We start from the raw sequence: 14860 nt of genomic DNA, 5'->3' as shown, positions 1-14860 counted from the left end.
TTGAGCTTGCTCAGACTAAGCCGAGCAGATGCAGCGCCAGCCATATCCAGCCAAGTGCGAGAACGACCGCGCCCAGGTAGAATGCCCTGCTGCGCAGGATTAGCCGATTGCTGGTCAAGTGGACCGATGCGTGAAGATAGCGGGAGACGACAAAGATCCACATCAGTGTCAAAGTCAGATAATTGACGCCATTGGTCACGTGCAGCGTCAAGCATAAGACGTAGAAAAGCACCGGCAGTTCGAACTGGTTGCTCAGATTGTTGGCGACGGTGATACTGGACCCAGGCTCCGTCGAGCGCGTCTTGAACTGGCCGGTCTTGGCTTCGCCCGATCTGACCGCGCCATGGCGGCGCCGGCCCATTACGACATAGACGATATAGACCAGCAGCACCTGCGCCAGCATCGGCCAGAAGATCGCGGTCTGGTTCAAGACGCCCCCTGTCGTTGTCACCCAGCCTTCAAGGCCGTTTCTGAGCCATCAGAATGAAAGCCGCAATGACGGTCACTGGTATCGCCAGCAGGGCGAATTTGGTGACGATCAGCGCCGAGGCGAAGGATAGCGAATCCGGATTGGCCGACAGAAAATCGGACAAAAGACGAGCCACGGCGATGTTCTGGGCATAGTCGGCAAGCGTGTACGGCAGCACCAGCACAGCTGCAAATGCCGCCTGCGTTTGCGCAGGCAGTGCATGGAAATTCTTCAGCCGCCGGCCCGTGGCCAGGATCAGGCTGACCATCGTCAGCGACAGCAGCGCCGGAAACAGCAGGTCGAAGGTCAGGTAATGCCAGACGAGGATAATCTCGCTGCCGCGCCGGCCGAGAGCCGTTAGCCAGGCCATGCCCTCATCCGGGGTGAAACCGGCATAGCGCATGTCGAGCGACGGCAGACCGCCGCTCAATCGGCGAAAATAGAGGAACTCCATCGCCGTCATGATGATGAAAACCGCCACTGTGGCGACACTGAGTGCGGCCGCGTGGCGCGACAGCCGCAGGATCATTGCCGCCAGATTGCGCCAAGACGCATGGCGATCAGGCTCCGCCAGGATAATTCGGGCTTTCGCGGGTAATCGTGACGTCATGGGCGTGGCTTTCACGAAGTCCGGCATTGGATATCCGCACAAAAGTGGCGCGCTCGCGGAAATCGGCAAGGTCGCGGCCACCGACATAACCCATAGCGGCTTTCAGGCCGCCTGCAAGCTGGTGCAGCACGCCAGACACAGGTCCTTTGTACGGCACCTGCCCTTCGATGCCTTCGGGGACCAGTTTCAGCGTGTCGCGCACCTCGGCCTGGAAATACCGATCGGCGGAGCCGCGCGCCATCGCGCCGACCGAACCCATGCCGCGATAGGCTTTGAAGGAGCGGCCCTGATGCAGATAGACCTCGCCGGGGCTCTCGTCGGTGCCGGCCAGCAGCGAGCCAATCATCGCCGCGCTGGCCCCGGCGGCCAGCGCCTTGGCGAGATCGCCCGAATATTTGATGCCGCCATCGGCAATGACCGAAACGCCCGATTTCTGCGCCGTCTCGACTGCCGACATGATTGCCGAGAGCTGCGGCACGCCGACGCCGGCGACGATGCGGGTGGTGCAGATGGAGCCTGGTCCGATGCCGACCTTGACCGCGTCGGCGCCGGCATCGATCAGCGCCAAGGTGCCTTCCGCGGTGGCGACGTTGCCGGCCAGGATGCGAACCGAGTTGGACAGCTTCTTGGCCCGCGTCACGGCATCCAGAACGCGCTGCGAATGACCGTGCGCGGTGTCGATCACCAGAAGGTCGACGCCGGCGTCGATGAGGCGCTCGGCCCGCTCGAAACCGTCATCGCCGACACTGGTGGCGGCGGCGGCGCGCAAGCGCCCCTGCGCATCCTTGGTGGCGTGCGGGTTGAGCTGCGACTTCTCGATGTCCTTGACCGTGATCAGCCCGACGCAATTGCCGTCCCGATCGACCACAACCAGCTTCTCGATGCGGTGCTGATGGAGCAGCCGCTTGGCCTCGTCCTGATCGACGTTCTCCTTGACCGTGATCAGGTTCTCGCGGGTCATCAGCTCATAGACCTTTTGCGCCGGATCGGACGCGAAGCGGACGTCGCGGTTGGTCAGGATGCCGACGAGCCGGTCGACCGTGTGGCCGCCGGTGCCGCCGTTCTCGACCACCGGAATGCCCGAAATGCTGTAGGTGCGCATCAGACCCAGCGCATCGGCAAGCGTCGCCTCGGGACCGATGGTGACAGGGTTGACCACCATGCCGGATTCGAATTTCTTCACCTGCCGCACCTGCTCGGCCTGTTCGGCCGGCGAGAAATTGCGGTGGATGACGCCTATGCCGCCGGCCTGGGCCATGGCGATGGCGAGTCGCGCCTCGGTGACCGTGTCCATGGCGGCCGACAGGATCGGCACGTTGAGGTCGATGTCGCTGGCGATGCGGGTGCGGATGTCGGTCTCGCCGGGCATGATCTCGGAATGACCCGGCTGCAGCAGCACGTCGTCAAAGGTCAGCGCCAATGCGCCGGTGGACGTCTCGATGATTTTTGCCATGGCCAGCCCTCGGAATGCAGGAAAGGCGCTCGCCCTGATGGACAGCGCCGACTCGTCTTCTTCCCTTTCAGGATTGGCGCTGGCTCGTAACACGTCCCGTGGCCGTTGAAAAGCCGATGGTTGTGTAGTGGCGAAGCTGCATTTTGCCTCAGGGGCTGCGGGACTTGCGGTCGCACAAACGTGACAGCAAATTAATGCGACATCCGGGCCAAGCCATGATAACCGCCCTACCTGTCGGTTTGGCCCCCAGGGCCAGCAAGCAATCGCGACGCACATTTCAAGGCCGGATCCATCGTGAACCGCACCATTCCGCTTATCCTGGCGGTCGCTCTATTCATGGAAAACATGGATTCGACCGTCATTGCGACATCGTTGCCGGCGATCGCCATCGACATCCACACCAGCCCGATCGCACTCAAGCTGGCGCTGACCGCCTATCTTGTATCGCTGGCGATTTTCATTCCGATCAGCGGCTGGATGGCCGACCGCTTCGGCGCCAAGAATGTCTTCCGTGCCGCGATCGCCGTGTTCATCGTCGGTTCGGTCGCGTGCGCCATTTCCAATTCGCTGCCGGCTTTCGTGGTGTCACGTTTCCTGCAAGGCATTGGCGGCGCCATGATGACGCCGGTCGGACGCCTGGTGCTGGTACGCGCGACGCCGAAAAGCGAGCTCGTCGCCGCCATGTCGTGGCTGACTGTCCCGGCTCTGGTCGGCCCGCTGGTCGGCCCGCCGGTCGGCGGCTTCATCACGACCTATTTCTCCTGGCACTGGATTTTTCTGATCAATGTGCCGATCGGGCTGATCGGCATCTGGTTGGCCACGCGTTTCCTGCCGAAGACCGACGCCGCGCAGACGCCGCCGCTCGATCTCATCGGTTTCGTGCTGAGCGGGCTGGCGGCATCGGGCATTGTGTTCGGCCTGTCGGTGGTCAGCCTGCCGGCTCTGCCGCCCGTTGCCGGCTTTATCACCGTTGCCGTCGGGCTGACATCGGCGGTGCTTTACCTGCTGCACGCGCGCCGCGCCAAGAATCCGCTGCTGGCGCTCGAGCTGTTTCGCAATCGGGTGTTCCGCTCGTCGGTGCTCGGCGGCGGACTGTTCCGCATCGGCATTGGTGCCGTACCTTTCCTGTTGCCGCTGATGTTCCAGATCGGTTTCGGGCTGACGCCGTTCCAGTCCGGCATGATCACCTTCGTCTCGGCGATCGGCGCGATAGGCATGAAATTCGTCACTGCCCTGATCTTCAGGGTCGCCGGCTTCCGCCGGGTGCTGATTTCAGGCTCGCTCATCGCAGCCGCGTCCATCGCCATCAACGGCCTGTTCACACCCGACACGCCCTATGGGCTGATCCTCGCCATGCTGCTCGCCGGGGGCTTCATCCGGTCGATGTTCTTCACCGGCATCAATGCGCTTGCCTACGCCGAGATTTCGGCCGCCGACACCAGCAAGGCCACCCCGATCACGGCGGTGTTCCAGCAGTTGGCGATCGCACTCGGCGTGGCGCTGGCCGGCGGCATCCTGGAAGTGTCGACCAATATCCATGGCGGCCCGCTGACGCTGAGCGACTTCCACACCGCCTTCTTCATCGTAGCGGCGGTGTCGGCGGCAGCCTCGCTGTCGTTCATGCGGCTGGCGCCGGACGCCGGCAATGCCGTGTCTGGACATGGCCGGTTGACGCCGCCGAAGACGCTGGAGCCGGTGAGCCCGCCGGGGAGTTGAGGAGTGGCGCCCTCCACCGCCGGCGGGACGGCACCCCCCTCTGGCCTGCCGGCCATCTCCCCCTCAAGGAGGGAGATTGGCAGCTTCGGCACTGCACTCACTCTTCACGGTCGAAGGTTTGCGAAGGCCGCGATGACATCCGATCTCCCCCCTTGAGGGGGAGATGTCCGGCAGGACAGAGGGGGGTGCGAAGGATCGCTACAGAGCGACTTTTACGCTGTGCCGTTTCCGCCCTTAAAATCCTTCGCCAGCAAATACAGCTCCACCGATTCGTCGCGTGAGGCCGGCGGCTTGACGTGATGGACCGAGCGGAAATTCCGCTTGAGTCTCGCCAGCAATTCGTTCTCGGCGCCGCCCTGAAACGTCTTGGCGAGGAAATGTCCGCCAGGCTTCAATACCGACAGCGCGAAATCGGCCGCCACCTCGCAAAGATGCATGGTGCGGATGTGGTCGGTCCGTTTGTGGCCGGTGGTCGGTGCGGCCATGTCGGAGAGCACGATGTCGGGCTGGCCGCCCAACGTCTGGGCCAGCTTCTCCGGCGCCTGCGGATCGAGGAAATCCATCAGCAGCACCGGCGCGCCCGGCACCGCGTCCATCTCCAGGTAATCGATGCCGACGACGTTCGGGTGTTCCGCGGTAGATTTGGTACGTGCGGCGGCGACCTGGCACCAGCCGCCGGGTGCCGCACCAAGGTCGATCACCTTCATGCCGGGCTTGAGCAAATGGTGCTTGTCGTCGATCTCGATCAGCTTGTAGGCGGCGCGCGAGCGATAGCCGTCGGCCTTCGAGCGCTGGACATAGGGATCGTTGATGTGGCGCTGCAACCAACGGCGCGACGATTCCTTCAAGCCGCTTTTCTTCTTGATCTTCGTCTTCAGCACGCGAATGCCGGCGGAGCTCGGTCTTTCCGGTTTTTTGGTCATTGCTTGATTACTTGTTTGAGCATGATCTTGTCCGAAAACCGGCAGCCACTTTTCGGGATCATGCTCTGCCTCGCCCGCTGTTGCGCCAGACGCCGTCATCGGCCATCAACTCGCTCAGTATGCCCTCGCGCAGGCCGCGGTCGGCGACACGCAGCCGTTCGGACGGCCAGACGGCGCGGATCGCCTCCAATATGGCGCAGCCGGCCAGAACCAGGTCGGCGCGGTCGGCGCCGATGCAAGGGTTGGCGACGCGCTGCTGGAAATCCCAGCCGACCAGCTTTTCGACCATGCGGTCGACGCTGTCGCGATCCATCCACAACCCGTCGACGCGGCGGCGGTCGTAACGTTCGAGATCGAGGTGGACGCCGGCCAGCGTCGTCACTGTGCCCGAGGTGCCGAGCAGATGGAATTTCGGGCTGGACAGGAGGTGGCTCAGCCGGTCGCGCCCGTCGAAGGCGCGCAGCCGCATTGCGACATCGTCGACCATGGCGCCAAAGATCTCGCGCGTCACCGTGCGGCCGCCAAAACGCTCGGCCAGCGAGACGACGCCGACCGGCAGCGACGTCCACGAGACGATATGGTTGGCGAGCCTTGGCGAGCGCTGGCCGGTAAGGTCGATCAGCGCGATTTCGGACGAGCCGCCGCCGATGTCGAACAGCACGACGCCTTGCGTGTCGCGCTCGACCAGCGAGCCGCAGCCCGACACCGCCAGCCGCGCCTCGGTCTGGCGGTCGATGATCTCGAGCTTCAGGCCGGCCTCGCGCTCGACGCGTTCGAGGAACTCGACGCCGTTGGCGGCGGTGCGGCAGGCCTCGGTAGCGATCAGCCTGGCCTTCCTGACCTTGCGATTGCGCAATTTGTCGCCGCAGATCTTCAGCGCTTCGACCGCGCGATCCATTGCAGCCTCGCCGAGCCGGCCATTGGCGGTGAGCCCCTCACCCAGCCTGACGATGCGCGAGAAAGCGTCGATGACGCGGAACTGGCCATGACGCGTCGGCACCGCGACCAGCAGGCGGCAATTGTTGGTGCCGAGGTCGAGCGCGGCAAACACCGGCAATTCCTGCAGCGGTGGCGGCGTGCGGGCACCTTGCCCCGGCCTTGGCAAGGCTGGAGGCAATTGCGCGATTGAAGCCGATTGCGCGATCGAGGACTGGGGCGCGATCGAAGCCGCTGGCTGGGGCTGGCGAGCGGCCGGGGCCCCGCCGGCGGCGGGCACCGAAGTGCCTGTTATCACCGGACGAGCCTCGTCGCGTGCGAAAACCTTGCGCCCGCGCCGCCGCTTGCGCCGCTTCTTGGGTTTGCCGTTCTGATGCGGGCCGTTCTGACCCTTGTGATCGTGGGACGTGTCGCCAGCCTGTCCATTGCCGGACCGGGGCTGCATCTGACGGCCGTAGCGTCCGGCGGCTGGGTTTGCCTGGCCGGATGGCGGCGGCGAACCCCTGGACACGCCCACTTCCGGCGCACCAGCGCCGGCTTCGTGGTCTTCCACTGTCGTTCCTTCCGGCGCCGCGCGAACCGGAGACCGGACGCAGCAGGCGCTTTTACATGTTCAAGTTGCGGCCAGACTATCAGCGCCGGGCCGGATCACCAAGAGTGCAAGGGCCGAATTTTGCCGACGGCGTTGTCTCGCCCTGCCCTCGGCCCGATGATGACGAGCGTTCCCGGTTGAATAGCCGGCTTCAATGAGGCATTTCTGAAATGAACCATTCGGGACCGCCGGCGGTTTTCCTGCTGCGAACCGGAAAACGGGTACGGGCTGCAACGCATGATCGTCAGGTAATGAACTGGAGCCGCTATTTCTGGCCCGTCATCGGGATCGCCGCGGTGGTGTTCTCGCTGTGGCTGTTGCTGCACGAATTGCGCGGCATCTCGCTCGACGATGTCTGGGACGGCATCGTCGCCATCCCGGCGCGCGGCTGGGTGCTCGCGGCGCTGAGCTCGGTCGTCGCCTATGCCTCGCTCGCCGGCTACGACCACATCGCGCTTCTGCACATCGGCAAAAAAGTGTCGTGGCTCTTCGTCACCTTCTGCTCGTTCACCACCTACGCGCTGTCGCACAATATCGGCGGATCGGTGTTTTCCGGCGCGGTGATCCGTTACCGCGCCTACGGCACCAAGGGCCTGACCGGCCAGGATGTCGGCGTTCTGGTGGCGATCTGCTGGATCACCTTCGTGCTGTCGACACTGTTCGTCTCAAGCATCGTCCTGCTGCTCGAGCCTGAGGTGATCGACCGGTTTTCCGGCACGCCGCATCACCGGCTGGCGCAGGCGGCCGGCCTTGCCATGCTGCTGGTGGTGGCGGCCTATGTCTTCGGCAGCTGGCTGCATCTGAGACCACTCAGGATCGGCAGCTTCCAGTTGCACTACCCGGCGCTGCCGATTGTGGCGCGGCAATTGCTGGTCGGCCCGATCGAGCTGCTGGCGGCGGCGGCGATCATCTTCTTCGCCCTGCCCGCCACCGGCAATCCCGGCTATTTCGTCGTGCTCGGCGTCTTCCTGGTGTCGTTCTCGATCGCGCAGATCTCGCATGCGCCGGGCGGGCTCGGCGTGTTCGAGGTGGTGTTCCTTGCGGGCTTGTCACATATGGACCAGGTCGGCGTACTGGCGGCGCTCCTGGTGTTCCGGCTGTTCTACCTGATCATCCCGCTGCTGATCGCGCTCGGCGTGGTGCTGTATTTCGAGCACTCGCAATACAGCCGCAGCGAGAATTGAAGGCGCGGGAAGACGACGATTGAACCCAGACACAGGGTTGACTCTTTTCCGGCGGCGGCTACAAGGGCCGCGCGGCGACATCGTCGCCCTGCCGCGCGGTTTTCAACAGCCGCGCCTGCTGGGGAATAGGTTAACGGTAGACCCACGGACTCTGACTCCGTTAGTCCTGGTTCGAATCCAGGTTCCCCAGCCAGTCTTCTTTTATTAAATAAAAATAGCTGCTTAGCAGAAGTTCGGAAATCGCAACCGGACCAGTTTTCCGGCGCATAACCGGATCATTAGCTACTCTTCCCTCGCGCGATGCTGGATGCATGGTTTTGATGCACGCCTGCATTGCACCTTAGCGCTGCTTAAACCAAATTAGCGAAGGCAGGGAGGCGACTACAATGAATGCCGGAAGACTAGATGAAATTTGGAACCAGCAGGCAATTCCAGTCATCTTGCGTAGGGATGGCTGGCACGAAAAACTGAGGGTAAGGTTGCCAAAGGCCGGTGACAACCGGAAGTGGATCAACAGCCTTGGGAAGTCTTACGCCGTGTGGATGCACGGCGGATCGTATTGGGAATTGCCAAAGTCATGGTTCAACAACTTCGTTAATCAAGCACTCGTGCGCTACAAAAGCCTCTACGCGATCCAGCCCTACCGCGAACAAGAAAAATGCGCGCCGGCCTGCATGAATGCTACCGGCCATGAGTGCGAATGCTCATGCATGGGGGTCAACCATGGCGCGGGCAACGATGGAAGTTGGTTCGAAGTGTCGGACACGTTCGCCACGCGGTGGCATGAGCGCGAGCTTGCTTGTCGGTTGATGACAGCCAAATAGACAAGGGAAGAGGGCGAGATGCGTGTTTTGATAATCTGGGTCATGGGCATCGTTTCACTATCGATCATTGGTTCGCTCATCGGATTCGCGCTCACCAAGGAGCATGCGGGCAGTAACGCTGGCGCGATTGCGGGGGCCTGCGCATTCACATGTTTGCGCTTGTGGTTTAGCCCGCCTTCTCAAAAATCCAACTGAGACACTACCGGATCGGGGTGCCTCAGTTTGAATTTCAGCCCACGACCTATTGCGGACAGAAGGCGGCACTCCTACCACGTGCGCGATAGGTCGAATTTGGCAACTCATAGGGGATGAAGGTGCGATGATCTTTGGAGGGGGCCATGCACCAAGGAGCGAGAATACCTTTTTGTCGACGGTGGTTGCCTGCGAGCAAGCGTCAGGAAGATTTGTCAGGATTTATTTGGGGATGCGATCGCCTATCAACCGTATGTCCCAGCGATGGCAAGTGGGGCATACGACAAGATCTTCTTTTACGATGCTGTTCCGGGCAAGGCGCATGGAGAAGCCCAGGGCGCGTATGAAGCTCGTGTGCAGCCAGACTACGATCGCCTTGCGAAAATTCAGGCGCTGGATCGTGTCCACCTTGCACTTGGGCAAATCGTAGGGGCTGATAAGCGACAAAAAGGCGTCGATGTTAGACTAGCAGTTGATATGATGACCCACGCTTTCCGAGGCAACATATCGAAGGCAACACTGTTTGCGGCCGATTCCGATTTTGTTCCTCTCATCAAGTCCCTGGTCAGCGAGGGATTACATGTAACTCTCTGGCATCCCCCGCAGGCGAACGCTGAATTGAAGGGCGCGGCAGATAGCACGCGCCTATTCGATTTCAAGGCTAGCCACGATTGCATGACCGTTGATGGTCAGCAGTCGGCATTCCGATTTGGGGCATCTGGCGGTGGTTCGATGGTGCCTGCGAACGATGCATTGGATAACATTGTGACCGTGGGTGAACATGCGTACGCCGGTCGTTGGCAAGGTGGCACTCTGAGAGTTTGGCGCAGCGGTCCCGGAATAGGTTGGTCCTACGTGGATTTTTTGGCACCTGGCGCCAGCTTGGCGAGAGCGCTAACCGCGTTCGATTTGATATATCCTTGGGGTATTGCGGCCACAGGTGAGGACTGGATCGAAGTCTAGCCGCCTGTCTCCTTACCTACCACAGCCAAAAGTTGCTGGTGCACCTTGCCCGCGTTCCCGGTCTGTCGCATCCCCCGGCACCGTACGGGCGAGCCAAAGTGTTTTCACGTCCGAGGTGTTCCACAAGAACTGCTCATCGAGCATTGCCGCGTCGCCGATGTCGCGGTTTTCGATGCACCCGTGGGCCGAGAGCATCGCCGAGCAAATCGGCAAAGCCGTGAGAGACCGGAAAACGAGGCACGCGGCGAAAAGAAATTAGTGCACCGCCACCGTAATTCCTAAAACCTCTCCGCCAACCCTTCTACTCCCCGACAATGGACGTCGGCGGGCGTGCCGAGGTTATCGGATCGGCATGACGAAGGACGATCCTCCACGCGCCTTCCTCGCGCCGGAATATGGTGGTGACTCGAAGCGCAATCGGCACCAGTTTGTTGCCACCACCGACCTTGGATTGGAACCGCTCGACCTCGATGATGTATCCCAAGTCGGCAGTCGCATACTCCGAGATGCGCTCAAAGCCGATGGCCTTGCCGTGCCGGTAATTGGTGGCGGCCCGTTCCATGGTCTCAGCGGCCTTTCTCCATCCCTTCGCCGGCGGGCCAAAGGGATTGGCAATAGTGACGTCGTCCTGTCGCGAGTAGAGATTTTTCAAGGGCTCAGGATCGCCCTTTACGAAGGCATCCAGAGCCAGATGATCCTGCTCGATAAATTTCGTCAGGTCGGAGGCTAACATCTTAACATCGCCACATGACTGAAAAGAGAACTCTATCACGCGCTTCATCCGCCCTTCGCCTTGCCGTAGGCGTTCGCGCTGGTATCCGGAGTATAGATCAGAATTACGGTGAGTGCACTTTTTACCATGCCGCCGCCGCCGCATGGTGCACCTTGCCGGCGTTTCCGGTCTGCCGCACCCCCAGCACCGTACCGGCGAACCAAAGTGTTTTCACGTCCGAAGACTATGTGTTCCACAAGAACTGCTCATCGAATATTGCCGCGTCGCCGATGTCGCGGTTTTCGATGCACCCGTGGGCCGAGAGCATCGCCGGGCAAATCGGCAAAGCCGTGAGAACCCGGAACGAGGCGCGCGGCGAAAAGAAAATAGCGGACTGTCACCGTAATTCCTAAAACCTCTCCGGCAACCCTTCTACTCCCCGACAATGGACGTCGGCGGGCGTGCCGAGGTTATCGGATCGGCATGACGAAGGACGATCCTCCACGCGCCTTCCTCGCGCCGGAATATGGTGGTGACTCGAAGCGCAATCGGCACCAGTTTGTTGCCACCACCGACCTTGGATTGGAACCGCTCGACCTCGATGATGTATCCTAAGTCGGCTGTCGCATACTCCGAGATGCGCTCAAATCCGATGGCCTTGCCGTGCCGGTAATTGGTGGCGGCCCGTTCCATGGTCTCAGCGGCCTTTCTCCATCCCTTCGCCGGCGGGCCAAAGGGATTGGCAATAATGACGTCGTCCTGTCGCGAGTAGAGGTTTTTCAAGGGCTCAGGATCGCCCTTTACGAAGGCATCCAGAGCCAGATGATCCTGCTCGATGAATTTCGTCAGGTCGGAGGCTAACATCTTAACATCGCCACATGACTAAAAAGAGAACTCTATCAAGCGCTTCATCCGCCTTGCCGTAGGCGTTCGGGCTGGTGTCCGGAGTATAGATCAGAATTACGGTGAGTGCACTTTTTACCATGTCGCCTCCGCCGCATGGTGCACCTTGCCCGCGTTCCCGGTCCGCCGCATCCCCCAGCACCGTCCGGGCGAGCCAAAGTGTTTTCACGTCCGAAGACTATGTGTTCCACAAGAACTGCTCATCGAGTATTGCCGCGTCGCCGATGTCGCGGTTTTCGATGCACCCGTGGGCCGAGCATCGCCGGGCAAATCGGCAAAGCCGTGAAACCGGGAAAACGAGGCAGGCAGCGGAAAGAAAATAGTGCACTGTCACCGGAATGCGGATGAAGGGGATTGCAACGGAGGGTTCAGAGCCATCCGAAAAAGGCAGTGCTTGGCTAGGCTTACTGCAATAGCACCGCTCACTAAATTTTTACTGAGACATCAACGTTATTGGAGCACATGGTTTTTCATCTGCAACATGACCTCTACCGCTGACATAAGTGTAGCTTGTACAAATATTCTCTGAACTAATTTGACCAACACACCCAAATGTCGCCCAACCACCAGGCGCATAATGATTTGTCGCCTTCGGGCACTTATACAACTGTATCTTTGACAAGCTTGTTGTAAATCCTTCTAGTGACTGAATTCGGATTTCAGTTCTAACTACTGCTTCACCGATTCTCACCGTTTCCTGCATCAGTTTTTCCGACTCACTAAATTTCAGATCGCTGACGCTTGGCAGTGTGATGAAGGGAGTTGAGCCACCAGAGGTCTGTAACGCTATTCGTACACCTTCGTCGCCCGCTTTCTCGCAAGCTATAGCGGTCCCGGCAGTTTCAACATTTATGGGGTTCGACGGAGGGTCACCAGGCTCATAAACTATTCCACCAATATTGCATTTAACTGAATTTTTTGCTCTTCCGACAACCGAAATACCGGTAATTTGCCTATTCAAAGAACCCGTATTTGCTGTCACACGTAGCGTTCCTGCAAAATCTTGTCCATCCTTAGATACAGTGTATTCAATATATAACGCATTTTCAGAAGACTGGCGCACGCATTCGAGCCAAGACTTAACAGCAATGCTCGCTACAACTGACTCATAGTCCCCAGAAAATGCCGATTTTAGATCAGATGCTGTAGACTTGCAGAACGTAGTCTCTGATATGTTCCAACGACCAGTTGACGACTGTTTTGCGTCCGAGGCATCAATTGAAAGTAGCTTGTATCCCAAGCTAAAACCACTATTTCTTGCTGTAGACTGCGCCTCTCCCACATTGCTGTATTCTCTGCTACACAAATCATCTCTTGTAGAAAACGCAAGCGTGGAATTTATGTTTGACGAAATTTTATCGTAGGCTTTTTCTGTCAAGGCCACGCTGCAATATGACGGGTTTTGCGCGTGAGCATAAGGCGTAACCATAAGGAAAACACTACTCAGAAACGTTGCGCGATTTAACATGCTGATGCTCCTTTTGAGGAACTCAAGAATACCCTGCTCATGAAGCTGCCTGCCACAGGCTTCTTTTGTGATCGATAAACGGCACCTGCCTCCCACGCCGAACCAGCAACGAACGCCCAATCCCCAAGATCTTCCGCACACTCGCGAGTGCCGCCTCGTTCACATCGATATACGCGACGATGTACCACTCGCCGTTTTCTTCCCTGGCCATGCCCAACGGCTCGGCCCGCCATTTGAGCGCGCCATGGTGTGGCATGAAGTAGGTTTCCTGGATGCCGCCGACGGCGCCGAGGCCCTCGTCGAGAGCGTATTCCATCACCGCGCAGCACAGTTGTGTGAGCGTGCCGCGCAGCCCTGCGATGCGCTTGTCGGGAACGACGAATGTGCGCGTCCATTCGGCCCAATCGGGACGCCTCGGGACGCCCGATTTTTCGCACATGTGAGAAAAAACCTCCGAGACCATATGCGGCTCGCTCGTTGGGATCAATCGAGCCGAAGTCACCACGCGACCATCTTCGATACCCAGCAGGTAAGTCGCCGCGTCGGTATCGAATTGGTCTAGCTCGCGACCGTCCGGGCTCGGAGGGCGCCAATGTTTCTGGTGCACGAAGAAATCGTGCCGGCGGCGCAGAAACTCGTCGAATTCGTTTTCATAGAGATGCTTGTTATGCGCATTGACTACGTGGGCCGTTATCATGGCGCGATCCCCCGATCGTTCTCAAAGGGATACTCGCAGTCGCGCTAATATACGTCACCTGTCCGATGGGACAGTTGACGCGCTTAGGGATGGATCAGGCGCCGGCGCACCGCTTCGACGACCGCCTGCGTGGTCGTTGCGACGCCAAAAGCCTCGCGAGCCCGTGTCGAGTGCCATTTGACCGTGCGCTCGGTCAGGCCAAGGATCTGCGAGGTTTCCGACGAGGTCTTGCCGGCCGCGGCCCACAAGAGCACTTCTTTTTCGCGGTCGGTCAGCACGCCCTCATGGTCGTCATCGTCATTGGCCAAGGCCTGGATCGACATGCCCGCGTAGACCGCCATCGTCACCAGTTGCACTTGATGGCGCGGCGACAGGGTGCAGGCCTTCGCGGAAGAGGCAAACGACAGCACGGATTGCCAATGGTGAACGCTGAGCATCGGTACGGCGAAGCCGCTACAGATGCCGAACTCCGTCGCCTCGCCGGCGACGCGTCGCGAGCCCTCCGTATCCGACCACTTTGCCGGGACTTCGGACCACAGGAACGGCTTCAAAGTCTTTGCCGAGTAGATGCAAACACCATCAACCGCCGCATGCTCGGCCTCGACATAGCGCTCGAACCAGCCGGCCGGCCAGCCATTCAGTTCAACCATCGGTGCAAGCTTCTGGCCCCCGAGCGGCACACCGCTCAGGATCAGGTGCTCGAAGCCGAGATTTCGCACGGTTTCGAGCAGGTCGCCTAGCAGCGGCCCGGTAGCTGTGTGCTTCCTGCAGCGTTCGACAAAGTCGAACACGTCTGAATCGATCATGACAGAGACCCCCGTCTCCACGCCCAAACACAAAGTTTAACTCAAATTAGCGACTTCGAATACTCCCAATAAGTGTGTCCGCCACGCAGGACGCGTGGACCAAAATCAGCTAAATCAGCCGGATTGTAGTCAGCAACACAGGACCCCCAAGCATGACGCCATCACTGCCAAAACGAAACGAGCCGTTCCGGGCCGGCGAAACCGCGCTGCTGCTGGTCGACATGCAGCGCGTCTGGCTGGAACCCGGGGCCGATCCGGCGCATCCGGAGCGCGGTCCCGACCACTATTTCTACCGGCAGACGGCGTCGCAAACGATCCCCAACCAGGAGCGCCTGCTGGCGGCGGCGCGGACCAACGGCGTCGAGGTGGTCCACACCATCATCCAAAGCCTGACCGAGGACGGCCGCTTGAT

At 60.1% G+C, this 14860-nt stretch carries 14 protein-coding genes, 1 tRNA gene and 1 pseudogene; 6 read left to right on the top strand and 10 right to left on the bottom strand.

From position 1 onward, the window contains the following. Positions 1-10: 10 nt before the first annotated feature. The 3 genes from NKI63_RS06495 to guaB are packed head-to-tail and all read right to left on the bottom strand — an operon-like array spanning position 11 to position 2532. Positions 11-430 (bottom strand): MAPEG family protein, encoded by a 420-nt coding sequence (locus tag NKI63_RS06495; protein WP_352649936.1) that lies wholly within the window; start codon positions 428-430, stop codon positions 11-13. A gap of 28 nt (positions 431-458) precedes the next feature. Beyond that, positions 459-998, bottom strand: coding sequence for a hypothetical protein (locus NKI63_RS06490; RefSeq protein ID WP_352506536.1), 540 nt, complete (start codon positions 996-998; stop codon positions 459-461). A gap of 31 nt (positions 999-1029) precedes the next feature. Further along, positions 1030-2532, bottom strand: a complete 1503-nt coding sequence (gene guaB / locus NKI63_RS06485) for an IMP dehydrogenase (protein WP_352820775.1) — start codon at positions 2530-2532, stop codon at positions 1030-1032. A 294-nt stretch (positions 2533-2826) separates the two neighbouring features. On the opposite strand from guaB, the gene NKI63_RS06480 reads away from it, so the two are divergent. After that, positions 2827-4248: an MFS transporter gene (locus tag NKI63_RS06480; protein ID WP_352506538.1), complete on the top strand. Its 1422-nt coding sequence runs from the start codon at positions 2827-2829 to the stop codon at positions 4246-4248. A gap of 212 nt (positions 4249-4460) precedes the next feature. On the opposite strand, the gene NKI63_RS06475 is transcribed toward NKI63_RS06480, so the two are convergent. Both NKI63_RS06475 and NKI63_RS06470 read right to left on the bottom strand, forming a co-directional pair. Continuing rightward, a complete protein-coding gene (locus NKI63_RS06475; RefSeq protein WP_352506539.1) occupies positions 4461-5171 on the bottom strand; it encodes an RlmE family RNA methyltransferase in 711 nt (236 codons plus the stop codon). A 58-nt stretch (positions 5172-5229) separates the two neighbouring features. Continuing rightward, the gene (locus tag NKI63_RS06470) at positions 5230-6660 is read right to left on the bottom strand and encodes a Ppx/GppA phosphatase family protein (RefSeq protein WP_352506540.1); all 1431 of its coding nucleotides are present in this window, start codon (positions 6658-6660) and stop codon (positions 5230-5232) included. A gap of 290 nt (positions 6661-6950) precedes the next feature. On the opposite strand from NKI63_RS06470, the gene NKI63_RS06465 reads away from it, so the two are divergent. The 4 genes from NKI63_RS06465 to NKI63_RS06450 all read left to right on the top strand — a co-directional run bounded on the left by NKI63_RS06465 (position 6951) and on the right by NKI63_RS06450 (position 9862). After that, positions 6951-7883: a lysylphosphatidylglycerol synthase domain-containing protein gene (locus tag NKI63_RS06465; protein WP_352506572.1), complete on the top strand. Its 933-nt coding sequence runs from the start codon at positions 6951-6953 to the stop codon at positions 7881-7883. A gap of 119 nt (positions 7884-8002) precedes the next feature. Then, positions 8003-8076, top strand: a tRNA-Gln gene (locus tag NKI63_RS06460). A gap of 193 nt (positions 8077-8269) precedes the next feature. Then, the gene (locus NKI63_RS06455; protein ID WP_352820772.1) at positions 8270-8707 is read left to right on the top strand and encodes a hypothetical protein; all 438 of its coding nucleotides are present in this window, start codon (positions 8270-8272) and stop codon (positions 8705-8707) included. A gap of 456 nt (positions 8708-9163) precedes the next feature. Further along, positions 9164-9862, top strand: coding sequence for an NYN domain-containing protein (locus NKI63_RS06450; RefSeq protein ID WP_352506542.1), 699 nt, complete (start codon positions 9164-9166; stop codon positions 9860-9862). Positions 9863-10163: 301 nt separating this feature from the next. Here the strand turns inward: NKI63_RS06450 and NKI63_RS06445 are convergent, their stop codons facing one another. From NKI63_RS06445 to NKI63_RS06425, 5 genes are all read right to left on the bottom strand, one after another. After that, positions 10164-10643, bottom strand: coding sequence for a YybH family protein (locus NKI63_RS06445; protein ID WP_352506543.1), 480 nt, complete (start codon positions 10641-10643; stop codon positions 10164-10166). Between the two features lie 363 nt (positions 10644-11006). After that, positions 11007-11438 (bottom strand): YybH family protein, encoded by a 432-nt coding sequence (locus NKI63_RS06440; protein WP_023674442.1) that lies wholly within the window; start codon positions 11436-11438, stop codon positions 11007-11009. A gap of 472 nt (positions 11439-11910) precedes the next feature. Further along, the gene (locus NKI63_RS06435; RefSeq protein WP_352506544.1) at positions 11911-12945 is read right to left on the bottom strand and encodes a hypothetical protein; all 1035 of its coding nucleotides are present in this window, start codon (positions 12943-12945) and stop codon (positions 11911-11913) included. 37 nt (positions 12946-12982) lie between these two features. After that, positions 12983-13642 (bottom strand): acyl-homoserine-lactone synthase, encoded by a 660-nt coding sequence (locus NKI63_RS06430; RefSeq protein WP_352689416.1) that lies wholly within the window; start codon positions 13640-13642, stop codon positions 12983-12985. Between the two features lie 83 nt (positions 13643-13725). Then, positions 13726-14448, bottom strand: a complete 723-nt coding sequence (locus NKI63_RS06425) for a LuxR family transcriptional regulator (RefSeq protein ID WP_352506546.1) — start codon at positions 14446-14448, stop codon at positions 13726-13728. Between the two features lie 152 nt (positions 14449-14600). Here NKI63_RS06425 and NKI63_RS06420 point away from each other — a divergent pair. Next, positions 14601-14855: pseudogene (locus NKI63_RS06420) on the top strand (isochorismatase family protein); the annotation flags it as partial. Positions 14856-14860 lie beyond the last annotated feature (5 nt).

The sequence above is a fragment of the Mesorhizobium sp. M0410 genome, assembly GCF_040321435.1.
In the GTDB taxonomy this organism is placed as follows: Bacteria; Pseudomonadota; Alphaproteobacteria; order Rhizobiales; family Rhizobiaceae; genus Mesorhizobium.
Note: the sequence above shows the minus strand (reverse complement) of the source record. Positions and strands in the feature narration are given on the sequence as shown.

Bases quoted from the DNA above. Each gene is read 5' to 3' on its own strand.
- NKI63_RS06435 (WP_352506544.1), bottom strand. From the start codon at position 12,945: ATGTTAAATCGCGCAACGTTTCTGAGTAGTGTTTTCCTTATGGTTACG.
- NKI63_RS06465 (WP_352506572.1), top strand. From the start codon at position 6,951: ATGAACTGGAGCCGCTATTTCTGGCCCGTCATCGGGATCGCCGCGGTG.
- NKI63_RS06490 (WP_352506536.1), bottom strand. From the start codon at position 998: ATGATCCTGCGGCTGTCGCGCCACGCGGCCGCACTCAGTGTCGCCACA.
- NKI63_RS06425 (WP_352506546.1), bottom strand. From the start codon at position 14,448: ATGATCGATTCAGACGTGTTCGACTTTGTCGAACGCTGCAGGAAGCAC.
- NKI63_RS06455 (WP_352820772.1), top strand. From the start codon at position 8,270: ATGAATGCCGGAAGACTAGATGAAATTTGGAACCAGCAGGCAATTCCA.
- NKI63_RS06445 (WP_352506543.1), bottom strand. From the start codon at position 10,643: ATGAAGCGCGTGATAGAGTTCTCTTTTCAGTCATGTGGCGATGTTAAG.
- guaB (WP_352820775.1), bottom strand. From the start codon at position 2,532: ATGGCAAAAATCATCGAGACGTCCACCGGCGCATTGGCGCTGACCTTT.
- NKI63_RS06475 (WP_352506539.1), bottom strand. From the start codon at position 5,171: ATGACCAAAAAACCGGAAAGACCGAGCTCCGCCGGCATTCGCGTGCTG.
- NKI63_RS06440 (WP_023674442.1), bottom strand. From the start codon at position 11,438: ATGTTAGCCTCCGACCTGACGAAATTCATCGAGCAGGATCATCTGGCT.
- NKI63_RS06450 (WP_352506542.1), top strand. From the start codon at position 9,164: ATGGCAAGTGGGGCATACGACAAGATCTTCTTTTACGATGCTGTTCCG.
- NKI63_RS06430 (WP_352689416.1), bottom strand. From the start codon at position 13,642: ATGATAACGGCCCACGTAGTCAATGCGCATAACAAGCATCTCTATGAA.